This window comes from Pseudoalteromonas sp. H71 (assembly GCF_001468485.1).
GTDB lineage: Bacteria > Pseudomonadota > Gammaproteobacteria > Enterobacterales > Alteromonadaceae > Pseudoalteromonas.
Window position 1 is genome coordinate 85,707 of record NZ_LODI01000013.1, and the last position, 20,071, is coordinate 105,777.

16 protein-coding genes are annotated in these 20,071 nt (G+C 40.0%); 8 read left to right on the top strand and 8 right to left on the bottom strand.

Features of this window, described 5'->3' with window-relative positions; all coding sequences use genetic code 11:
* Positions 1–249 precede the first annotated feature (249 nt).
* The 7 genes from carA (at position 250) to rhlP (ending at position 8,445) form a co-directional block, all read left to right on the top strand.
* Positions 250–1,386, top strand: coding sequence for a glutamine-hydrolyzing carbamoyl-phosphate synthase small subunit (gene carA / locus ATS71_RS07910; RefSeq protein WP_006792431.1), 1,137 nt, complete (start codon positions 250–252; stop codon positions 1,384–1,386).
* A gap of 16 nt (positions 1,387–1,402) precedes the next feature.
* A complete protein-coding gene (gene carB / locus ATS71_RS07915; RefSeq protein WP_058404329.1) occupies positions 1,403–4,621 on the top strand; it encodes a carbamoyl-phosphate synthase large subunit in 3,219 nt (1,072 codons plus the stop codon).
* A gap of 47 nt (positions 4,622–4,668) precedes the next feature.
* Positions 4,669–5,145 carry a transcription elongation factor GreA gene (gene greA, locus ATS71_RS07920; RefSeq protein ID WP_006792433.1) on the top strand — a complete coding sequence of 159 codons (477 nt, stop codon included), beginning with the start codon at positions 4,669–4,671 and terminating at the stop codon, positions 5,143–5,145.
* Positions 5,146–5,276: 131 nt separating this feature from the next.
* On the top strand, positions 5,277–6,320 hold the full coding sequence (locus tag ATS71_RS07925) for a S66 family peptidase (protein WP_058404330.1): 1,044 nt from the start codon (positions 5,277–5,279) through the stop codon (positions 6,318–6,320).
* A 124-nt stretch (positions 6,321–6,444) separates the two neighbouring features.
* Positions 6,445–6,894 (top strand): hypothetical protein, encoded by a 450-nt coding sequence (locus ATS71_RS07930; RefSeq protein ID WP_058404331.1) that lies wholly within the window; start codon positions 6,445–6,447, stop codon positions 6,892–6,894.
* A 363-nt stretch (positions 6,895–7,257) separates the two neighbouring features.
* Entirely contained in the window at positions 7,258–7,602 is a 345-nt protein-coding gene (locus tag ATS71_RS07935) for a hypothetical protein (RefSeq protein ID WP_058404332.1), read from the top strand.
* A 12-nt stretch (positions 7,603–7,614) separates the two neighbouring features.
* Entirely contained in the window at positions 7,615–8,445 is an 831-nt protein-coding gene (gene rhlP / locus ATS71_RS07940; RefSeq protein WP_058404333.1) for a rhombotarget lipoprotein, read from the top strand.
* A 79-nt stretch (positions 8,446–8,524) separates the two neighbouring features.
* Here the strand turns inward: rhlP and ATS71_RS07945 are convergent, their stop codons facing one another.
* The 4 genes from ATS71_RS07945 to ATS71_RS07955 form a co-directional block, all read right to left on the bottom strand.
* On the bottom strand, positions 8,525–9,415 hold the full coding sequence (locus tag ATS71_RS07945; protein ID WP_058404334.1) for a dienelactone hydrolase family protein: 891 nt from the start codon (positions 9,413–9,415) through the stop codon (positions 8,525–8,527).
* A gap of 101 nt (positions 9,416–9,516) precedes the next feature.
* A complete protein-coding gene (locus ATS71_RS18695) occupies positions 9,517–9,690 on the bottom strand; it encodes a hypothetical protein (protein WP_201020863.1) in 174 nt (57 codons plus the stop codon).
* Between the two features lie 140 nt (positions 9,691–9,830).
* Complete coding sequence (locus ATS71_RS07950) at positions 9,831–12,980, bottom strand: efflux RND transporter permease subunit (RefSeq protein WP_058404335.1); 3,150 nt, start codon at positions 12,978–12,980, stop codon at positions 9,831–9,833.
* Positions 12,977–14,158: an efflux RND transporter periplasmic adaptor subunit gene (locus ATS71_RS07955; protein WP_058404336.1), complete on the bottom strand. Its 1,182-nt coding sequence runs from the start codon at positions 14,156–14,158 to the stop codon at positions 12,977–12,979. The genes ATS71_RS07950 and ATS71_RS07955 overlap by 4 nt, the downstream gene beginning before the upstream one ends.
* Before the next feature lie 168 nt (positions 14,159–14,326).
* Here ATS71_RS07955 and ATS71_RS07960 point away from each other — a divergent pair, with 168 nt between their 5' ends.
* Positions 14,327–14,590: a YkgJ family cysteine cluster protein gene (locus ATS71_RS07960; protein ID WP_058404337.1), complete on the top strand. Its 264-nt coding sequence runs from the start codon at positions 14,327–14,329 to the stop codon at positions 14,588–14,590.
* Positions 14,591–14,825: 235 nt separating this feature from the next.
* Here ATS71_RS07960 and ATS71_RS07965 read toward each other — a convergent pair whose 3' ends face one another.
* The 4 genes from ATS71_RS07965 to ATS71_RS07980 form a co-directional block, all read right to left on the bottom strand.
* Positions 14,826–15,314 (bottom strand): OsmC family protein, encoded by a 489-nt coding sequence (locus tag ATS71_RS07965; protein WP_058404338.1) that lies wholly within the window; start codon positions 15,312–15,314, stop codon positions 14,826–14,828.
* Between the two features lie 69 nt (positions 15,315–15,383).
* A complete protein-coding gene (locus ATS71_RS07970; protein ID WP_058404339.1) occupies positions 15,384–16,130 on the bottom strand; it encodes a type 1 glutamine amidotransferase domain-containing protein in 747 nt (248 codons plus the stop codon).
* A gap of 92 nt (positions 16,131–16,222) precedes the next feature.
* A complete protein-coding gene (locus tag ATS71_RS07975) occupies positions 16,223–16,852 on the bottom strand; it encodes a hypothetical protein (protein WP_058404340.1) in 630 nt (209 codons plus the stop codon).
* A gap of 1,181 nt (positions 16,853–18,033) precedes the next feature.
* Positions 18,034–19,890 (bottom strand): TonB-dependent receptor plug domain-containing protein, encoded by a 1,857-nt coding sequence (locus ATS71_RS07980; protein WP_058404341.1) that lies wholly within the window; start codon positions 19,888–19,890, stop codon positions 18,034–18,036.
* Positions 19,891–20,071: the final 181 nt, after the last annotated feature.

Below are 20,071 nucleotides of genomic sequence, written 5' to 3' on the forward strand. Positions count from 1 at the left end.
TTGCCAAAAATTACTAAATGCGTGTTTCCAATTATACCCAAGTGGCTAGTAAAATCAGGGGTTCAGTGGGAATGATAAGAGTTTTAGGCAAGAAAAAATGTTGAAGATTTAGCGGTTATATCGGCCTCATTTAAGACTGCGTAAAACAATTTAATCTCATACAAAATCTGGTTTTTACGATCCCTCTGGGTATTGGCGGGGTGTTAGGCAATTTGCTTACTCCCGTTTTTTACTGTTAGGAGGTTTAACTTGACTAAATCCGCTCTGTTAGTCCTAGAAGACGGCACAGTGTTTCGCGGTACTGCAATCGGCGCTGACGGCATGTCAGTCGGTGAAGTGGTATTCAATACGTCTATGACTGGTTATCAAGAAATTTTGACTGACCCTTCGTACGCGGAACAAATCGTAACTTTGACGTACCCACATATCGGTAATACGGGTACCAACAGCGAAGACGAAGAAGCGAATCAAATTTGGGCTAAAGGCCTAGTGATCCGTGATTTGCCACTGCTAGCAAGTAACTTTCGTAACGAGCAATCGTTAGATGATTACTTGAAAGAACGTAATATCTTAGGTATTGCGGACATCGACACCCGAAAGCTAACACGCATTTTGCGCGATAAAGGCGCTCAAAATGGCTGTATTATTGCAGGTGACGAACTAGACGAACAAAAAGCGCTTCAAGCTGCGCAAGCCTTCCCAGGCTTAAAAGGCATGGATTTAGCAAAAGTTGTCTCAACCAAGGAAAATTTTGAGTGGCGCGAATCAAGCTGGACATTAGGCGAGGGATTTAAAACCTTAGATACCGCCGATGAAAAGTTTCATGTTGTAGCCTACGACTTCGGTGTTAAGCGTAATATATTACGTATGCTTGTTGACCGTGGTTGTAAACTTACCGTAGTACCTGCACAAACCAGTGCTGCTGATGTACTTGCATTAAACCCCGATGGTATTTTCTTATCTAATGGCCCTGGCGATCCTGAGCCGTGTACCTATGCTATTGATGCTATCAAATCATTTTTAGAAACCGACACCCCCATTTTTGGTATTTGTTTGGGTCATCAGTTATTAGCGCTTGCGTCGGGTGCTAAAACAGAAAAAATGAAATTTGGCCACCATGGTGGTAACCACCCAGTTAAAGATCTTGACCGCGATGTTGTGATGATTACAGCACAAAATCATGGTTTTGCTGCTCAAGAATCAAGCTTGCCAAGCACGCTTCGTGCAACACACAAGTCATTGTTTGACGGCACGCTGCAAGGTATTCATCGTACAGATAAGCCCGCATTTAGTTTTCAGGGTCACCCTGAGGCAAGTCCAGGTCCGCACGATGCAGCCCCATTATTTGATCACTTCATCGATTTGATGCAAGCGCGTAAACACTAATTTAACTGGAGTAATAATGCCAAAACGTACCGATATAAAAAGCATTCTTATCTTAGGCGCAGGCCCAATTGTTATTGGTCAAGCTTGTGAATTTGACTACTCTGGTGCACAAGCGTGTAAAGCACTCAGAGAAGAAGGCTATAGAGTTATACTCGTTAACTCAAACCCAGCAACGATTATGACCGACCCAGAAATGGCGGATGCAACATACATCGAACCAATTCATTGGGAAGTAGTAGAAAAAATCATCGAAAAAGAAAAGCCAGATGCAGTCCTGCCCACAATGGGTGGTCAAACAGCATTAAACTGTGCACTTGATTTAGACAAGCACGGTGTATTGGCTAAGCATGGCGTTGAGCTAATTGGTGCAACGGCTGATGCAATAGACAAAGCCGAAAACCGTGAACGCTTTGACACTGCAATGAAAAACATTGGTCTTGAATGTCCTCGCGCTGAAATTGCTCATTCAATGGAAGAAGCTAAAGATACAATGAGCCGCATAGGCTTACCGTGTATCATTCGTCCTTCTTTCACCATGGGTGGCACCGGTGGCGGTGTTGCTTACAACATGGAAGAGTTTGAAGAAATATGTGAGCGCGGTTTAGATTTATCGCCTACTAACGAATTACTAATTGATGAATCACTGATTGGTTGGAAAGAGTACGAAACAGAAGTTGTTCGTGACAAAAAAGACAACTGTATCATTGTGTGTACTATTGAAAACTTTGACCCTATGGGCGTGCATACAGGCGACTCAATCACAGTTGCGCCAGCACAAACATTAACCGACAAAGAATACCAAATTATGCGTAATGCCTCAATGGCAGTACTGCGTGAAATAGGTGTTGAAACCGGTGGTTCTAACGTACAGTTTGGTATAAATCCAAAAGACGGCCGTATGGTCATCATTGAAATGAACCCACGTGTATCTCGCTCATCTGCACTAGCCTCTAAAGCAACGGGTTTCCCAATTGCTAAAATTGCAGCAAAACTGGCTGTAGGTTACACGCTTGACGAACTTCAAAATGATATTACGGGCGGAAAAACACCAGCGTCTTTTGAACCGTCAATCGATTACGTTGTTACCAAAATACCTCGTTTTAACTTTGAAAAATTTGCCGGTGCTAACGACCGTTTAACCACGCAAATGAAATCAGTGGGCGAAGTAATGGCAATTGGTCGTAACCAGCAAGAGTCATTACATAAAGCATTACGTGGCCTTGAAGTAGGCGCAACAGGTTTTAACCCAATAGTTGCCCTTGACGACCCGAAAGCGAAAGAAAAAATCATCCGTGAATTACGTGAGCCAGGTGCTGAGCGTATTTGGTACATTGCCGATGCAATGCGCCACGGTATGAGCGTTGAAGATGTTTATGAGCTAACTAAAGTTAACCGCTGGTTCTTAGTTCAAATTGAAGACATTTTAAAAGATGAGGCAAAAATTGCTGAAGGCGGAATGGCTGGTCTTAATGCAGATTTTTTACGCAAGCTTAAACGTAAAGGGTTTGCTGATCCACGCATTGCTGAAATTGCAGGTGTATCTGAAGCCGAAATTCGTAAAAAACGTCATCAACTAAACATTGTGCCAGTGTACAAACGTGTAGATACGTGTGCAGCAGAATTTAGCTCAGACACTGCTTACATGTATTCATCGTACGATGAAGAGTGTGAAGCAAACCCAACAGACAAAGATAAAATCATGGTTATTGGTGGCGGTCCTAACCGTATCGGCCAAGGTATTGAATTTGATTACTGTTGTGTACATGCAGCGCTTGCACTTCGTGACGACGGCTACGAGACCATCATGGTTAACTGTAACCCTGAAACGGTTTCTACCGATTACGATACGTCTGATCGACTTTATTTTGAACCAATTACCCTTGAAGACGTACTTGAAATTGTACGTGTTGAAAAACCAAAGGGTGTTATTGTTCAGTACGGTGGGCAAACGCCACTTAAATTAGCGCGTGAGCTTGAGGCGAATGGTGTGCCAGTGATTGGTACTTCGCCAGATGCAATTGACCGTGCAGAAGACCGTGAGCGTTTTCAGCAACTTGTTGAGCGTTTAGATTTACTGCAGCCGGAAAACGCAACGGTTACATCAACTGAAGAAGCTATTTTAAAATCAGCTGAAATTGGTTTCCCGCTGGTTGTTCGCCCATCATACGTATTAGGTGGCCGTGCAATGGAAATTGTATACGACGAAGACGATTTACGTCGTTACATGACTGAAGCAGTTCAAGCCTCAAACGAAGCGCCTGTTCTGTTAGACCATTTCCTAGATAACGCTATAGAAGTTGACGTTGATGCAATTTGTGACGGCGAGCAAGTAATCATTGGCGGTATTATGGAGCACATTGAGCAAGCCGGTGTTCACTCTGGTGACTCTGCCTGTTCATTACCAGCACATTCTTTATCGCAAGAAGTGCAAGACGTTATGCGCAAGCAAGTAACCGATATGGCACTTGAACTAGGTGTTGTGGGCTTGATGAATACACAGTTTGCAGTAAAAGATGACAAAGTGTATTTAATTGAAGTTAACCCTCGTGCTGCACGTACGGTGCCATTTGTATCTAAAGCTACCGGCGTTGCGCTTGCAAAAGTAGCTGCACGTTGTATGGCGGGTCAATCTTTAGCAAGCCAAGGCATTACTAAAGAAATTATCCCACCTTATTACAGCGTTAAAGAAGTGGTTTTACCATTTGCTAAGTTCCAAGGTGTAGACCCTATACGTGGCCCAGAAATGCGCTCAACAGGTGAAGTAATGGGTGTTGGTGATACTTTCGCCGAAGCATTCGCAAAAGCACAATTAGGTGCAAGCAATACTTTACCACGCGGTGGTCGCGCGTTATTATCTGTTCGTAATAGCGATAAGCCACGTATTGTTGAATTAGCTAAAATCATGACTGAGTTAGGTTTTGAATTAGATGCAACAGGTGGTACAGCCAAAGCGCTTGAAGAAGCGGGTATTAACGTTCGCCGCGTAAACAAAGTTTACGAAGGTCGTCCACATATTCTTGATTACATTAAGAATAAAGAATACAGCTATATCGTTAATACCACCGAAGGTCGCCAAGCGATCGAAGATTCGAAGGTGTTACGTCGTGGTGCATTGCAAAATAAAACCAACTATACGACTACCTTGAACGCGGCATTCGCTAACTGTACTGCTAACAAAGCAGATGACCGCAGTAAAGTGGCGTCAGTTCAAGAGCTACACCTGCGATTGAACTAAGGAAATGTACCAAGGCCTAATTAGGCCTTGGTGTTAAGTGAGAAAATATGCAAACAATTCCGATGACAGTTCGTGGCGCAGATTTACTGCGTAAAGAGCTTAACGAATTAAAAACAGTTACCCGTCCTAAAATTATCGCTGATATCGCTGATGCGCGTGAACACGGTGACTTAAAAGAAAACGCTGAGTACCACGCTGCGCGTGAGCAACAGGGTTTTTGTGAAGGTCGAATTCAAGAAATTGAAGCTAAACTTTCAAATGTTCAAATAATCGACGTAACTAAAATGCCTAACACAGGTAAGGTTATTTTTGGTACCACAGTAACTATTGTTAATGTAGAAACTGATGCCGAAGTTAAATACCAAATAGTTGGCGATGATGAGGCAGATATTAAAAATAACTTAATTTCTGTTAACTCACCTATAGCCCGTGGTTTGATTGGTAAGCAAATGGATGATGCAGTTACCATTAAAACACCAAAGGGCGACGTTGAATACGAAATCATTGAAGTTGAGTACCTTTAATATATCCTCACTTTAGCGTTACATAAAAACCGATGTTAATACATCGGTTTTTTTATGCCTTTAATAATCTCGACTTTGTCTACTTTATTGGGTACGTTAGGTTGACTACATCCTAATAATTGAGAGTACTGATGTCCTTAATTAATTTTCCTGAGCCACTTAAGCCGAATGATAATATTGCAATTTGTGCGTTTTCGTCAGGAGTTGATAAACACTTTCAAACACGATTAGATACGGTGCTAAATGGTTTAAAAGCGCAAGGGTATAAAGTCATCGAAGGTGACAGTGTAAGGCAAAATATCAGCGCTAAAGAGCGAGCTTTAGAGCTAATGCAATTTCTCATTGACGATAATATTGCTGCAATAATGCCGCCATGGGGTGGAGAGCTTGCCCTAGACGTTTTGCAATATATTGACTTTAACATAGTGAAAACGGCTAAACCCAAGTGGTTAGTGGGGTTCTCTGATGTTAGTACATTAGCGTGTGTGCTCACTTCTCGTTGTGGTTGGGCAACTCTTCATACTGCTAACTTAATGCAGCTACATCCACATGAAACTGAGTACAATTGTATAAATACTTTTCACACTTTAGGGCTCACTAAAGGCGATCAATTTGAACAAGTCCCTTCAACATCATACCAAACTAAATTAATTGATTATGCAAGCGAACCGAATGCGTTGTTCGAACTTACTGAGCCTTCGCAATGGCAATGTTTAAATTACAAAGATGCACGTAAATTAGAAATAACGGGCCGACTTTTTGGTGGTTGCTTAGATACGCTCAGTTTACTGCTTGGCTCTCCATACCTTGATTTACATCGCTTTAAACAAGAGTATGCACCCGAAGGCCTTGTGCTCTTCCTTGAAAATGCAGAGTTAAGTCCAACAGCCGTAGCGCGTAGTCTCATTGCATTAAAATTAAATGGCGTACTCACTGATGTAAACGGTATTATACTTGGCCGCAGTGCCGTTATTAATAGCCCACACAAGCAGATTGATTATTACCAAGCAATACAATTAGCACTTGGTAAATGTATATTCCCAGTTCTGTTTGATGCCGATATAGGGCATATAGCACCTAACCTTAACTTAATTAATGGGGCACGCTGTACAATTAATGCAGAGATAAATGAAGGCAAAGTGATTGAGGCATCGCTAAGCACTAAGCTGTGTTAATTATAACGTCGCTCTTATGGATGGCTAATTATATAAAAAGTAATGGATAAATTAAGCTCTTTAATTTACCTTACTTAATCATTAGCTTTTATACGTATTGTGTATTTGAAAAGGAATCGTTAAGTTGAAAATTACGGACGCTCATTATAAAAATGGCTTTGCTTTTATTGCCGTTGTTATGTTTATCGCTTTTTTTATAATTTGGTATGTAAACAAAGAAATTGAAGCTGCTTTTTTGCTTTTATTTTTTGCATGCTTATCGTTTAGGTATCGATTTACCGATGAATATAAAGCTAAACATTCCCCACATAATCTTATCAAGAGAAGCGCCGACACAATAAAAATCTCAAAGCCAAAGTGGAGTCACTTTAAGTTTTTATCTGGTCAAGAGTCGATCGAAGTTAAGCGAATTTCTATTGTTAATATAAGTGATAATTGGTTATCAATAATTATTGACGGAAACGGTAAAGGTTACGATTTTCAGCTTTTAGGCTCAAAAGAAGAAATAGATCAACAATTCAACTCACTGCTAAATTCAGATGAAAAAGAGAACATTGATATCAACTATGTGTAATTTATTGAGCGATGTGTGCAGCCGAGCGGGCGAAGCAATAACCGAGCGATGCTTTCGCCTTTACTCGCGTTATTTAGTCCAAAAGGGTTAACTACCCTAGAGCAATCTAAATGGCGCCGCATGTTTGGCTATTATGCTGCATTATTACTTATTTATGATAATTAACAGCATAGATCCTGCCTTAGTTAAACCCCAAATAAATTGCTCTAACTTAAATCGCTAAAAATCTATGCGCACTAGTTTTAGTGGGCTTGAGTAACGTTTATTTGATGACGATTGCCCAGAAAAATGAGAATCTAATTAAAGTCGCTTTCAAAAATAAGTTAATAAGCCCTGCTGCACCTAAATAACAACAGGATAACAATGAAAATAGATGATATTAGAGTGTTTGTTCCGTGTAAAAACTATCAACAATCGTGTGCATTTTATCAGGCGCTAGGCTTTAATGTTGAGCCGGCGTCAGCTGATTTAAGTATTGCCACATCAGGTGAATGCTGCATCTTTTTACAGCGTTACTACAACCAAGAATTTGCTGAAAATTTAATGCTTCAAGTGTGCGTATTAAACATAAACGAAGCTTTTAACACTATTAGTAAGTTAACTCACTTTGATATTCGCTTTGAAGGAATAAAACAAGAGCCGTGGGGTAAAGTAATTTATTTATGGGGACCTTCGGGCGAGCTTTTGCACATAACTGAATTTAATTAAAAAGGAATAATAATGAAAAAAAGTACATTTTTTGTCATGTTGATGGTTTTTTTACTGGCCTCATGTAGTGCGCTTGTCAGTAATCACTCTAATAAAAATACGCGTTCTAGCAGTTTGGTTGACTTTCTATATCCAAACGAGGATAGCCGTGCTGCGTATAAACCAGAAATTCCGGTGTTAAAATTACCCGTTACAGTGGGTATTTCATTTGTGCCGTCTAAAGAGTGGCGAGCAAACGGTATTGAAAGTCAAAATGAGGTAGCGTTGCTCGAAAAAGTAAAAAAGTCGTTTTTACAATATGATTACATTGACCGCATAGAAGTGATTCCAAGTACATACCTCAAAGGTGGAGAAGGGTTTTCAGCGCTTGAACAAGTAGGCCGACTATACGATGTAGATGTAATGGCATTGGTCTCTTACGATCAAGTAACGCAAACCTATGAAAATAACGCCGCATTATTGTATTGGACCATTGTAGGTATGTATGTGATTCCAGGTAATGAAAATACTATTCAAACCTTTGTCGACACTGCTGTTTTTGATATAAAAAGTAAAAAAATGCTTTTTAGAGCACCCGGTATCAGCAAACTTGAAAAAAGAACCACCGCTATTGGTATTGACGAAACGCTCAATGAAAAGTCACTTGAGGGGTTTAATTTAGCGGTTACCGATATGAGCCTAAATTTAGATGCAGAATTAGCCCGCTTTAAAACACGGGTAAAAGAAGAAAAAATTGCAAAAATAGAAAATAAAGATGGCTCGAGCAGCGCAGGAGCGTTTAGTGTGTTTTTTCTGCTTTTAACATCGCTACTTGTTTTAAAGCGCAGGAACATAAACAGCTAAATATCTACGCAACTAAGTCGTTAAATACTTAAATTTAAAACGCCGCATTATTCAATTTTTGCGGCATTTTTTATGATACCTAGCTTAATTTTTCATTAAAAAACGCTAAGGTACGCTGCCAAGCAAGTTCTGCTTTTTGCTCATCATAGCGCCCAGTAGAGTCGTTATGAAAACCATGATTAGCACCTTCGTACATGTGCATAGTGTACTCAACATTGTTAGCTTTTAGGCTTTTTTCATAATCAGGCCATGTAGCGTTAACACGTTTATCAAGCTCACCTAATTGAATCATTAAAGGCGCTTTTATATTTTTGTGAAGAGACTCACTGGCAGGAGTGCCATAAAAAGGCACCCCAGCGCTGAGTAAATCACTGTCAACGGCTGCTAAGTAATTAACAATATAACCCCCAAAACAAAAGCCTACGGCGCCTAATTTACCGTTGCTGCTAGGGTGCGCTTTTAAAAACTGAGCGGCGGCGACAAAGTCGTTCTGAATTTTAGCTCTATCCATGGTGCGTTGCATTGCACGGCCTTCATCGTCATTGCCCGGGTAACCACCAAGCGGGAAGAGTGCATCGGGTGCAAAGGCAATAAACCCTTTTTTGGCTAAGCGCCTTGCTACATCTTTTATGTAAGGGTTTAAACCACGGTTTTCGTGAATAACTAAAACAACAGGAAGCTTACCCTCAATTTTGCTGGGAACGGCTAAGTAACCTTTGCCTTTACCATACCCATTTGGCGAATCAAATTCTTCGTAGGTGGCTTTAATATCGTCATCGTTAAACGAGACTTGCTCTGCAAGTGCGTAGTTAGGTAAAAGTGCGCTGGTGAGCACACTCATTGAAATCCCAAGTGCTGCAAGGCCACCAAGTTTTTTCATAAATGTGCGACGGTCCATTAAACCGTGGGCATATTCGTCGTACCAATCAAACGCTTCTTGAGGAATGTGTTCAGAGTGGGGTAAATTCATGGTTTCCCTTAATTGTTATGATTTTTGAATATTAAAATACATTAACGTATCTGGAACGAAAAACGTGCAATAATTTTATATATAATTACTTTTAGCACTATTTATTTGCTATTAGCAGAGAGAGCATGATCAATTCCCATCATAAAATCTAATCCTACAAAGGCGAACGCCACAACAATTGCACCCAATAGCATTAAATTACGATTGTTTTTTCTGTATCCAACAATAGTTAGTACTGTAAATATGATAAATAAAATAAGTTGAAGTGTAGCCATGGTTAATCCCTTAAAAAAGTAAACTGGGAGATAAAATACCAGTTAAAATGGAGAGTTAGTAAATAATTGAAGGTTATTTTTAAACTATAAATAAAAAGCTCGGCATTGTGCCGAGCTTTTTTGGTTGGGGGTTTACTTAATTAGCTATTGGTCGTTGTTGGTTGGCCATCGACAATAGGGTGTTTACCACGCCACTTACGAATCATTCGTTTTGTGTCCTCAAGCGCGACATACTGACACGGTATAAGAATAAGCGTAATCACGGTGGCAAATAGCACACCAAAGGCAAGCGATACTGCCATAGGTATTACAATTTGTGCCTGCAAACTCGTTTCCATAATAATCGGTAACACGCCAATAAAGGTGGTTACTGAAGTAAGCAATATAGCTCTGAAACGACGCGCACCCGCTTGCATAACAGCTTCTTTTATAGGGACGCCTTCAGCACGCGCCTTATTTACAAAATCAACCATAACAAGGGAGTCGTTTACTACAATACCGGCTACTGCAATGATGCCAAACATTGAAAGGCCGCTCATGGTCATTCCTAGTACCATGTGTCCGAACATTGCCCCGACCACGCCAAATGGGATGACCGACATAATAATCAACGGTTGTGAGTATGAGCGAAGCGGAATGGCTAATAATGCAAATATAATCATTAGTGAAATTGCAAAGTCGCGCAACTGTTCATCAGCGCTTTCCATTTCCTCTTGCACTCGACCAGCTACATTACTGGTAACACCTGGGTAATTTTGTAAAAGGGTTGGTAAATACTCGTCAGTGATTTCTTTTACAATGGCAAAAGGTTCAACTTTATCAGTATTAATGGCTGCCCATACATTGACTGTTCTGTTTGCGTTTTCACGACGAATTCTGTTTACACCATCTACAATGCTGATTTGTGCCACTTCACTTAACGGCACCTCAACACCTGTTGGCGTGATAATACGTGTGCTGTGTATATTACTGATAGAGTTCCGTTCGTTTTCAGGGTAGCGGATCATCACTCTGATCTCTTCCCCTTCGCGTAAAATACGTTGTGCCTCTAATCCGTAGTAACTAAAGCTAACTTGCGATGCCACATCTGCAAGGGTTAATCCCATGCTGTATGCAAGTGGTTTTAAATCAAGTTGTACTTCATCCGTAGCGCTTTGTAGTGAGTCGTTAACATCGCCTACACCTTCCATGCTTTGTAATTTAGTTTTTAATAACGCGGCAACTTCTTTTAGTTTGTCGGTATCTTTGCCTTGCAGTCTAAAACTTACGTCGCCGTCATCTCGTCCGCCGCCAAATAAGTTGTCTTCAATAGTTAGCGTTTTAACGCCCGGCAGTGGTGGCATTTTTTCACGCCATAATGAGCTAAGAGTGAAGGTATCAATAGGGCGTTTATCAGGTTCAATAAGAACAGCCATTAATTGTGCCGTTGTACGGCCACGAAGGCTTATCGATAGGTCACGAATCATTTTTTGACCGTATTGTGCTTCAAGTTCTTCATCTACACTAAGAAGTACGGCTTCAATTTTTTTAGCTGTTTCAAGTGTTGCTTGCTCTGACGATTCAAGATTCATTTCTACAACAACACGCGGAAAATCATGTTGTATTTTAGGGTTTGGTACAAATTTAACTAAACCGCCTGCAAACATGCCTGCGCTCATAATTAAAATACATATAAACCCAACAATGACGGTATAGCGGTAATGAATACAGTGCCCTATAAACGGCGTGTAGTAGTTTTGAACAAACGATTTAAGACCTTTATCAACAACCATACGCACCTTATGCAATGGATTTTTAGGGTTAGGTTTACGTGGGTTCATTGCAGCAATATGAGCCGGTAATATTAGCTTTGATTCAATTAACGAAAAAATCAAACACAAAATAATAACGACACCAATCGCTTTAGAAAACGCAGCACCAGGGCCTGATGCCATAGCTTGAGGTAAAAAAGCAGCAATGGTGGTGAGTACGCCAAATGTAGCAGGCATTGCAACACGTTTAACACCGCGGATTACGTTATCGAGAGAGTGGCCGTGTTTTTCTATTTCAGCACTGGCCGATTCGCCCACGACAATTGCATCGTCCACCACAATACCGAGTACAATAATAAAGGCAAACAGCGACACCATGTTGATGGTGATGTCTAAAAAGCCGATTGGCATGAACAAAAAGGCCCCCAAAAAAGACACTGGTAACCCCATCATCACCCAAAATGCTAATCTAAGCGGTAAAAACAATGCCAATACCAGCATAACTAAAACACCACCCCATACCATGTTGTCGATCATCATATCGAGACGACCTTGCAGGTAGTAGGTTAAATCAACCATAGGGGAAAGCTTTACGCCTTGTGGTAATTTAGATTCTTTTTCGGCCATGTATTTTTTAAGTACTTTGGCAACGTCGGTAATGTCTTGATCTTTAGATGCTGCAATATCAAACATTAACGAGTTTTTACCATTGTACTTTGAATATAATAATCCCTCTTCAAAACCATCGTTAATGGTGGCTACATCGCCTAAATATATTTGTGCGCCATCAGCCAGGGTAATTAGAGGTAACTGTTCAAATTCATTGCCTTTATATGCTTGTTTTTCAACACGCATAGAAATATACCCATTGTCTGAACGAATTTGACCTGCCGACATATTAGTTGAGAAGTTTCTTACTGCGTTTGATACATCTCTGAACGTGAGGCCGTATTCACGCAGCTTGTCGGGGCTAATCTCAATGCCTATTTCATAATTTAAGCCGCTAAAAAAGCTGACTAAATTCACGCCTGGTAAAGCAAGTAGTTCATCTTCTATATCTCGGCCGAGTTCTTTTAGTTGTGCATAGGTCATATCTCCATATAGCGCAATGAACATTACTTCTTGTTGAAACTTATCACGCTGAATTATTGGCCTTTCCATACCCGCAGGAAATGAGTTAATAGAATCTACTTGGGCTTTTATTTCGTCTAAGGCTTCTTGAAGGTCGTATTTTTCTTCAATTTCAATCCATGCCTGTGCATAACCACGATTAGAGTAAGTTATAAAGCGTTTAATACCCTCTAACCCCTCTAGGTTTTCTTCAATTTTTATTGTAATGCCTTCTTCAACCTCTTGCGGTGCGGCTCCAGGGTAAACGGCTTGAACACTTACCCAGTTACTTTCAAATTGCGGAAATGCTTGCTTACGAATTGTTAAGGCTGTTAATAAACCGCCAACCAGAATAAAAATCATGATTAAATTTGCTGCAACAGGGTTGCGAGCAAACCAGGCAATTAGGCCTTTTTCAGAGGTACTCATAAGGTGTCCTCTTTAAGCGCAAGCTGTGTTACTTCGCCTTGTTCGTCATCTTCATCTGTTTTAACAGCCATTCCTTCGCTTGGGTATTCTAGTGCTGAGGTAATCAACTGTTCGCCTAGTTGCAATCCTTGGTCGGCTATTACCATGCCATCTTGTTCACGTATAATATTAAGTGTTTTAAAGCTTAAGGTATTGTTCGCGTTTAAAATGGCAATTTGTTTATCTTTAACAAGGTGATGCGGGACAATAATTGCGTTATCAAGGGGGCGCCCTTCAATGGTTGCATTAATGTATGAACCAAAACGCAGTGGTTTAGTGTTATCTGCGTATGGGGTTGGCAGTTGCGCAACTAAATAACTCATACGACTAACTTGATCTATTACGCCTTCGCTACGCACAACTTCGGCTTTCCATGACGTTTGCTTGCCAGCAAATTCTGCATTAAGGGTCACGGTGGCACCAATGCCGCCATTGGCCAGGTATTGCATTTCGCTATCGGCTACAGGTAAACGCACTTCTGCAATCGATGTTGCACTTAATGCGCCAAAGCTACTGCCCGGATTTACTACAGAGCCTAAGCTTATTGTACGTGCATTAATAATGGCGTCGTACGGGGCTTTAATATAAGTGCGTTCTAGGTTGCGCTTTGCACGTTTAACACTGGCTTGTGCAGAGCGGTAACGCGCTAGCTTTTCGGCTAATTGTGGTTTACGTAAATAAAGCTCTGAAGCAGTAGAGTCACTCGAGTCTGATTTAATACGTTCCCATTCAGCTTTTGCTACATGTGCTTGGGCGCGTTCTATTTCAAGGGCTGAACTTGCTTGAGCAAGGCCTGCTTGAGCTTCAATAAAGTCGGCTTCGTAATCATTTGGATCAATTCGTGCTAATATGTCGCCTTGTTTTACAAATGCACCTTCAACAAATTCATCTGCTACGGAAATAACTTGGCCACTGACTTGTGCAATTAGCTCGGTACGGTCTTTAGGTTTTACAACCCCGTACGATTTTACGTCGAGTGTTATTGCGTCAATGTTGACTGTTTGCGCAGCAACCAGTGGGCGAGTATCTTGCTCTGGTTTTTCTTCAGGCGGCGTTTTCATATTTGAAAAGCCAATTGCCAGTGCAATTCCGGCAGCTAAAACTGCGATTGGAAGAACAATTTGTTTTTTAGTAGCCACAAGGCATTCCTTCATAAAAGTGGTGATAGGGCAATAATACGCAATAAAGTGTTTACAAGGCGTTTGAAGATGTAACAAAGCATTACATATGTGTATTACAAATAAATATTTGACTCTAAAAATGAGTCGATACTGTTAAATATGTGGTTAATTTAAACTGAGGGTGTTATGAAAACAGAGCCAATGGCGTGTCGATTAGGCTGCGGAGCATGTTGTATTGCGCCAAGTATTAGCTCGCCAATACCGGGTATGCCAAATGGCAAAAAGGCCGGAGAACGTTGTATTCAGCTAGATGAGAACAATTTATGTAAGTTATTTGGTGATGAGTCTCGACCAAAAGTATGCAGTGATTTTACTGCCACAGTGGATGTGTGTGGGTCAACTAATGCAGAGGCTCTAGCGCTTATCACCGAGCTTGAACAATTAACTTAGCTTGTGTGTTCAATACACACATAGTTACATTTATCTAAAAATATATTGCGCGATTCCGTGACTGTTAGAAGCAAAAAGTGAAATATTCACAAAGAGGGTAAGAGGCGCTTCGCTTTTAGCGCAAAGACTATTTGAATAAGTCTTAACTAACCTGTCAGATTTAATTTTTTTATTGTGATCAAATCTGACAGTCGCATACGTGCCACTTGTGGACACTAATAACCTTAGTCACTTGTTAGGTTACGATTTCTGTAACAATTTCTGTTTTCACTGAATTAGCAATGAAGCATTGTTCATGTGATTGATGGTGCATTTTTTCAAGTTGCTCCATCGATGGTTTTTTATCACCCGAAAACTGAACATGTGGTCTAAGTGTGACTTTAGTCATTGAAATTTTACCGTCGCTATCTTTCTCCATAATACCTACAGCGTCGTCTACATATGAATCTACAACATATCTTTTTTTTGCTGCTATTGATAAAAAGAACAACATGTGGCAACTAGAAAGTGAAGCAACAAATGCTTCTTCAGGGTCTACATTTTCTTCAACGGAATAAGGTAAAGGGACGACGTGAGGTGAAGAAGAAGCTTGAACGGTTATACCTCCATCAAAAATCCATTCATGTCCTCGGCTATATTTGTTATCAACATAACTTTCATTGTTATCAACATAACTTTCATTGCTATCTCTAACCCAATTGATTTTGGCAAAATACTCTGACATTTGAACTCCGTTTATGAAAGTAGCCTAACGCTTTTTGGGTCTGGTTTACACACTTGTTAAGTGCCGTTACTACTGTTTTAAGGTTATCATTTCTTTTGCTACAAGTGCAGCAGAAGGCAAAAACATTGTTGAGATAATACGTTGATCTGCGATCACTGCGTGTTTATCTTTTAGTGTTTTCTTATTTTGAGCGATAGCACCATTCTTATTAAGCTGACTTTCAATAAGAAAAGGCAACAGTGTACCTTGCTTTGCCCATGACTTAGATGTTTCAGTGGAGTTAGGAAATCCAGCTACTTTTTTCCCTTTCACCAAAAATTCCCCGTTAGATAATGTCACGTTTGCAATACCTGCAGAGCCATGGCCACCAACACCTACAATACCTCCTGACTCATACACACTACTGATAATAGAATGAATTTTTTTGTTATCTGCAACGTCAAACATTACACCGTAGCCACCACCAATGAATACGCCCCAATAGTCGTTAGGATCAATTTGAGAAGGCGTGAATGAACTGTTCGCTTTTTCTAAGAAACCTTCATGTTTAATGGTGTAACTACTTATGCCTAGTGGATCCATCATAAACTTAACTTCTCCACCCTTAGGCGATACAAAGTCAACTTCAAAGCCATGACTAAAAAAAATGTGATAAGGAGGCGCAAATTCCCATAAATTATTTCTTGCATCATGCTTTTCAGGATCTCCCATATCTACCATATTAGAAACTACGATTAGCACTTTCTTGGTAGGTTCTGCTAGAGCATTTGTGGCAAGCAAGGCAGCAGTTAGTAAAATAGTGGTTAAAAATCTCATTGTCTTCCTTTTCAAATAAGTAAAATTAATATTTAGACGATACAAGTGAACAAAGGGTTTAAATACTGAATCTGCCTAGGCACTTGTTAAGCTTATTTTTCTGCAATGTTGAACTTTTGTTTGTTTTCACACACCCAACTATTGAGAAGTAATTTTAGAGAGTCAAGATTTTCACCCAAAGCTTGATCTACCAACTCGAACTCTTCTTTTAAGTGTTCTCTTTGCTCGTGACGCCCAGACTCCAAATATTTTTCCCAATACGTTTTTCCACTTTCAATATCGTCGCAAAGAAAGTAGGAAAAAGCTAGGGCCTTACAAGTGTGCTCATTAAACCTTGGTTCACTGTTTGTTAATTTGGCCCAATACCTACTATGGGCTACTTGATAATTAATGAAATCGAAAGGTTCAGATAATGAAGAGACTTCAGGCAAGTATTTCTTAATAAGTTCTATAAAAGCTTTTGATCTCTCTTTTACACTAACGTAGTCAAAATCAATATAGCCTTCTGGATGATCAATTCGATCACCAAATGTTAAGTGAAAATTATCTATTTTTTGGTATAACGGAAAATACCATTTCCAAATATACGCTCCATTTCTAGTCTTTTCGTATACAAACCCACGAAGTATTTTATTTGTCTCCGTTAGATAAAAATATCCGTCAACAACAGACAATTGACAAATTTCTTTTATAACGTCTTTTTCAATCTTTCCTAGTTTCATGGGTATTATGATTTGCCCTTTTTGAGCTTAACATGTTTATAGCGAGCGAATCGCGCGTTCTTCTACCACAGCGTCGCTCGCTTTTCTGAATTACTCATTTGTAACAAACTTCTTAACTATTTGCCAGAACTACCAAAATATAGTATTTCTGGTTTTTACTTAAGAGCAAAAATGAACGATTAGGTCGTTTTTGTGACTATGCAAGCAATATACTTTGACGAAATTAAAAAGTAACTGTTAACGACCGCTTATCGCTGTGTGTCAGATGAAGTCTAAATCTATTCCATTAAACTCTAAGATAAGATATGAGCTAGTGCAGATTAATTAAAAGCATTGGCTGATTACGTTTATCTCATTTACTCCTCATTCGCTTCTCTTTGTGCGTTTTTTAGATTTGCGTTATATAAAACGCGCTACTTTTGTTGGTTGAAGTTCATAAAGTGAATAATTCACAAAGAGGGTAAGAGGCGCTGCGCTTTTAGAGGAAAGACTAATTAAAAGCATTGGCTGATTTCGTTTTCTCATTTACTTCTCATTCATTTCTCTTTGTGCAATTTATTTTGGCTTATTCAGAATTTAAAACGAATGCGTTTGGCTTGATGGCTGAAGCTCATAAAGTGAATAATTAATAAAGAGGTAAGAGGCGCTACGCTTTTAGAGGGAAGATTAATTTAAAGCATTGGCTGATTACGTTTATCTCATTTACTCCTCATTTGCTTCTCTTTGTGCGTTTTTTAGCTTTGCGTTATATAAAACGCGCTACTTTTATTGGTTGAGGCCCATAAAGTGAATAATTCACAAAGAGGGTAAGAGGCGCTGCGCTTTTAGAGGGAAGACTAATTAAAAGCATTGGCTGATTTCGTTTTCTCATTTACTTCACATTCATTTCTCTTTGTGCAATTTATTTTGGCTTATTCAGAATTTAAAACGAATGCGTTTGGCTTGATGGGTGAAGCCATTAAATTGATCGATTCACAAAGAGGGTAAGAGGCGCTGCGCTTTTAGAGGAAAGATTAATTTAAAGCATTGGCTGATTTACGTTTATCTCATTTACTCCTCATTTATTCCTCATTAGCTTCTCTTTGTGCAATATTGTTTGCCTAAAAGTCGTCTTTATATAAACCAATTCAGCGTTTACAAACTAAGGTAAACATTAAGTTTGTAAACGCTGAATTTAATGTCTACCAATTATACGTTGCACTTAAGGTATATTGCTCGCCGCGCCCGGGTGTGCCGGGTATTTCTTCAAACGATTCATCCCATACATTGTCTGCAGCTAACGTAATAAATAAATTATTGATTACAGTTGGCGTAATTTTTAGCGACAATTGCGTAAATAACGCGGTGTCTTTACCATTGCGTAGTGCGTTTTCGTGCTGTTTTCGCCACTCGTTATCAACCCTCATTTCTATTAGGTCGTTTGGTGTCCAAATTGCACCTAAGGTCACACGGTGATCAGGAAAGTTTAAGGCGTAAAAGCTGGCGTCGATATCTGCATCACCATAGTTTTCTGACTTATTTAAGTAGGTGTAGCTTGCAATGAGCTCGGTTGTATCAAAGTACTTAGTTGCAAAAAACTCAACGCCGGTGGCGTCTATGTCAACCGGATTAGCAAAGCGGGCAGAGCTAGAGTCAAAACTAAAAGTCCAATCGGTTAGGTTGTTATCCTCACGGTAGAAAACCGCTGAATTAAGTTGCCAGCTTTGTCCTTGCATTAAATAACCAAGCTCTATGTTTTTAGTCGTTTCGCGCTCGAGGTTGTAATTACTTCTAAATAACCCGCCTTGCTCACTGCCACCAATAGCAGTGTAACCAGCAACTTGGCTTGCTTGTGCGTAGGATACGTAAAGTGTTTGTTCAGAGCTGTCACTGTTTTGAGTGTTTAGTGAAATATCGCCAATGAGCGATAACTCAGAGTCATCTCGGTTTGTGTCGTCAAAAGCCGCACCTAGGCGAAGAGTTAATAACTGATTTTGTTTAAGGTCGATTTTATACTCAGGTAATACGCTCAGTTTGTAATAAGTGCGAGATGTGAAATTATTTTCAAGGGTTGTCGACTCTATTTCGTCTTCAATGTACTGCGCTGAATAATTTACTGCAAACGCGGTGTTTTGTGCATGGCTTCCTGATATTGCAATCGATTTTACTTTAGTTTCATGAAAGGCTTCAAAGGCGCTTGGATTCTCACGAGAAAATATATAATGGTCGTTGTGTTTTCTGTAATAGGCCGAGACCTCAAAATGGCTATTGTCTGCGTAATTTTGCTGGTGGTTAAGCATGAGTAAGCGGGTTTCTAGTTCTTCTGTTTCGTTTACGCCAAATGGTGTGTACATGTTTGGCCAGCCAAAAAACTTGTCTTGTGAGCCATACATTATATCGGTTTGCGAATCCGCACCTATTAACTGTATGCGCGCAGAGGCGCGGTTAAAATCGTGATCGCCGTTCTCTATTGAACCGTCACTTTGTGAATGAGAATATTCGCCCTCAAAGCCCAGTTGCCAATTTTTAGCATCATCAATTTCTGTGCTTATTCCTGCGTAAATACTGTGTAAGTTAAAGTTGTTTGTACCTGTACCAACAGATACATTGCCGCCAGTTGTGATAGGTTTAAAACCAAACGAAATCGATCCCACTGAGCTGTTCATACCGTTTAAGGCATTGTCGGCTCCGGTTAAAATGTAGGGACCCGTTAGCATTTGCGGTGCAATAGGAAGCTCCGCAACATAATGACCTGTTTGAGGATCTAGTAGGGTAGCACTGCCGACTCTAAACCCTGTGTTTTCGAAAATACCGCCACGAATTGTTACATCAGCTTGCGCTTCTGCCATATTACGTGACTGTAAATCAACGCGTGGGTCGTATTCTAAATTAGAAACGGGGGAGTCAAAGGTGCCAACAGGTAGTTTATTGGCCGTGGCCGATGCCTCAACGGTTATTTGTTCTATTGCTGTTTCACTGTTGGTTGAAGCTTGCGCATAAGTAAAAGGTGTAACGCTGCACAGCAGTGCAGAAAATATAAAATGCTCAGTGCGATTCATGGTGTATCTCATAATGTGTTAGGGCACTTATAAAAACTATATAAAGCGGGTGGGCTAGCTTAATTTAGTCAGTGCAATTTTGTGCGCTATTGTACAGTAATTATAAAAATCTGCATTTGATAATCATTTGTATAATTAACGCGTTACAATACACATGTATTTTAATTAACTTTATTGAGTT

What these genes read in the sequence shown, in the direction of transcription:
- greA (WP_006792433.1), top strand. Translation starts at nt 4,669, where the DNA reads ATGCAAACAATTCCGATGACAGTTCGTGGCGCAGATTTACTGCGTAAA.
- rhlP (WP_058404333.1), top strand. Translation starts at nt 7,615, where the DNA reads ATGAAAAAAAGTACATTTTTTGTCATGTTGATGGTTTTTTTACTGGCC.
- ATS71_RS07980 (WP_058404341.1), bottom strand. Translation starts at nt 19,890, where the DNA reads ATGAATCGCACTGAGCATTTTATATTTTCTGCACTGCTGTGCAGCGTT.
- ATS71_RS07935 (WP_058404332.1), top strand. Translation starts at nt 7,258, where the DNA reads ATGAAAATAGATGATATTAGAGTGTTTGTTCCGTGTAAAAACTATCAA.
- carB (WP_058404329.1), top strand. Translation starts at nt 1,403, where the DNA reads ATGCCAAAACGTACCGATATAAAAAGCATTCTTATCTTAGGCGCAGGC.
- ATS71_RS07945 (WP_058404334.1), bottom strand. Translation starts at nt 9,415, where the DNA reads ATGAATTTACCCCACTCTGAACACATTCCTCAAGAAGCGTTTGATTGG.
- ATS71_RS07925 (WP_058404330.1), top strand. Translation starts at nt 5,277, where the DNA reads ATGTCCTTAATTAATTTTCCTGAGCCACTTAAGCCGAATGATAATATT.
- ATS71_RS07970 (WP_058404339.1), bottom strand. Translation starts at nt 16,130, where the DNA reads ATGAGATTTTTAACCACTATTTTACTAACTGCTGCCTTGCTTGCCACA.
- ATS71_RS07950 (WP_058404335.1), bottom strand. Translation starts at nt 12,980, where the DNA reads ATGAGTACCTCTGAAAAAGGCCTAATTGCCTGGTTTGCTCGCAACCCT.
- ATS71_RS18695 (WP_201020863.1), bottom strand. Translation starts at nt 9,690, where the DNA reads ATGGCTACACTTCAACTTATTTTATTTATCATATTTACAGTACTAACT.
- ATS71_RS07960 (WP_058404337.1), top strand. Translation starts at nt 14,327, where the DNA reads ATGAAAACAGAGCCAATGGCGTGTCGATTAGGCTGCGGAGCATGTTGT.
- ATS71_RS07975 (WP_058404340.1), bottom strand. Translation starts at nt 16,852, where the DNA reads ATGAAACTAGGAAAGATTGAAAAAGACGTTATAAAAGAAATTTGTCAA.
- ATS71_RS07965 (WP_058404338.1), bottom strand. Translation starts at nt 15,314, where the DNA reads ATGTCAGAGTATTTTGCCAAAATCAATTGGGTTAGAGATAGCAATGAA.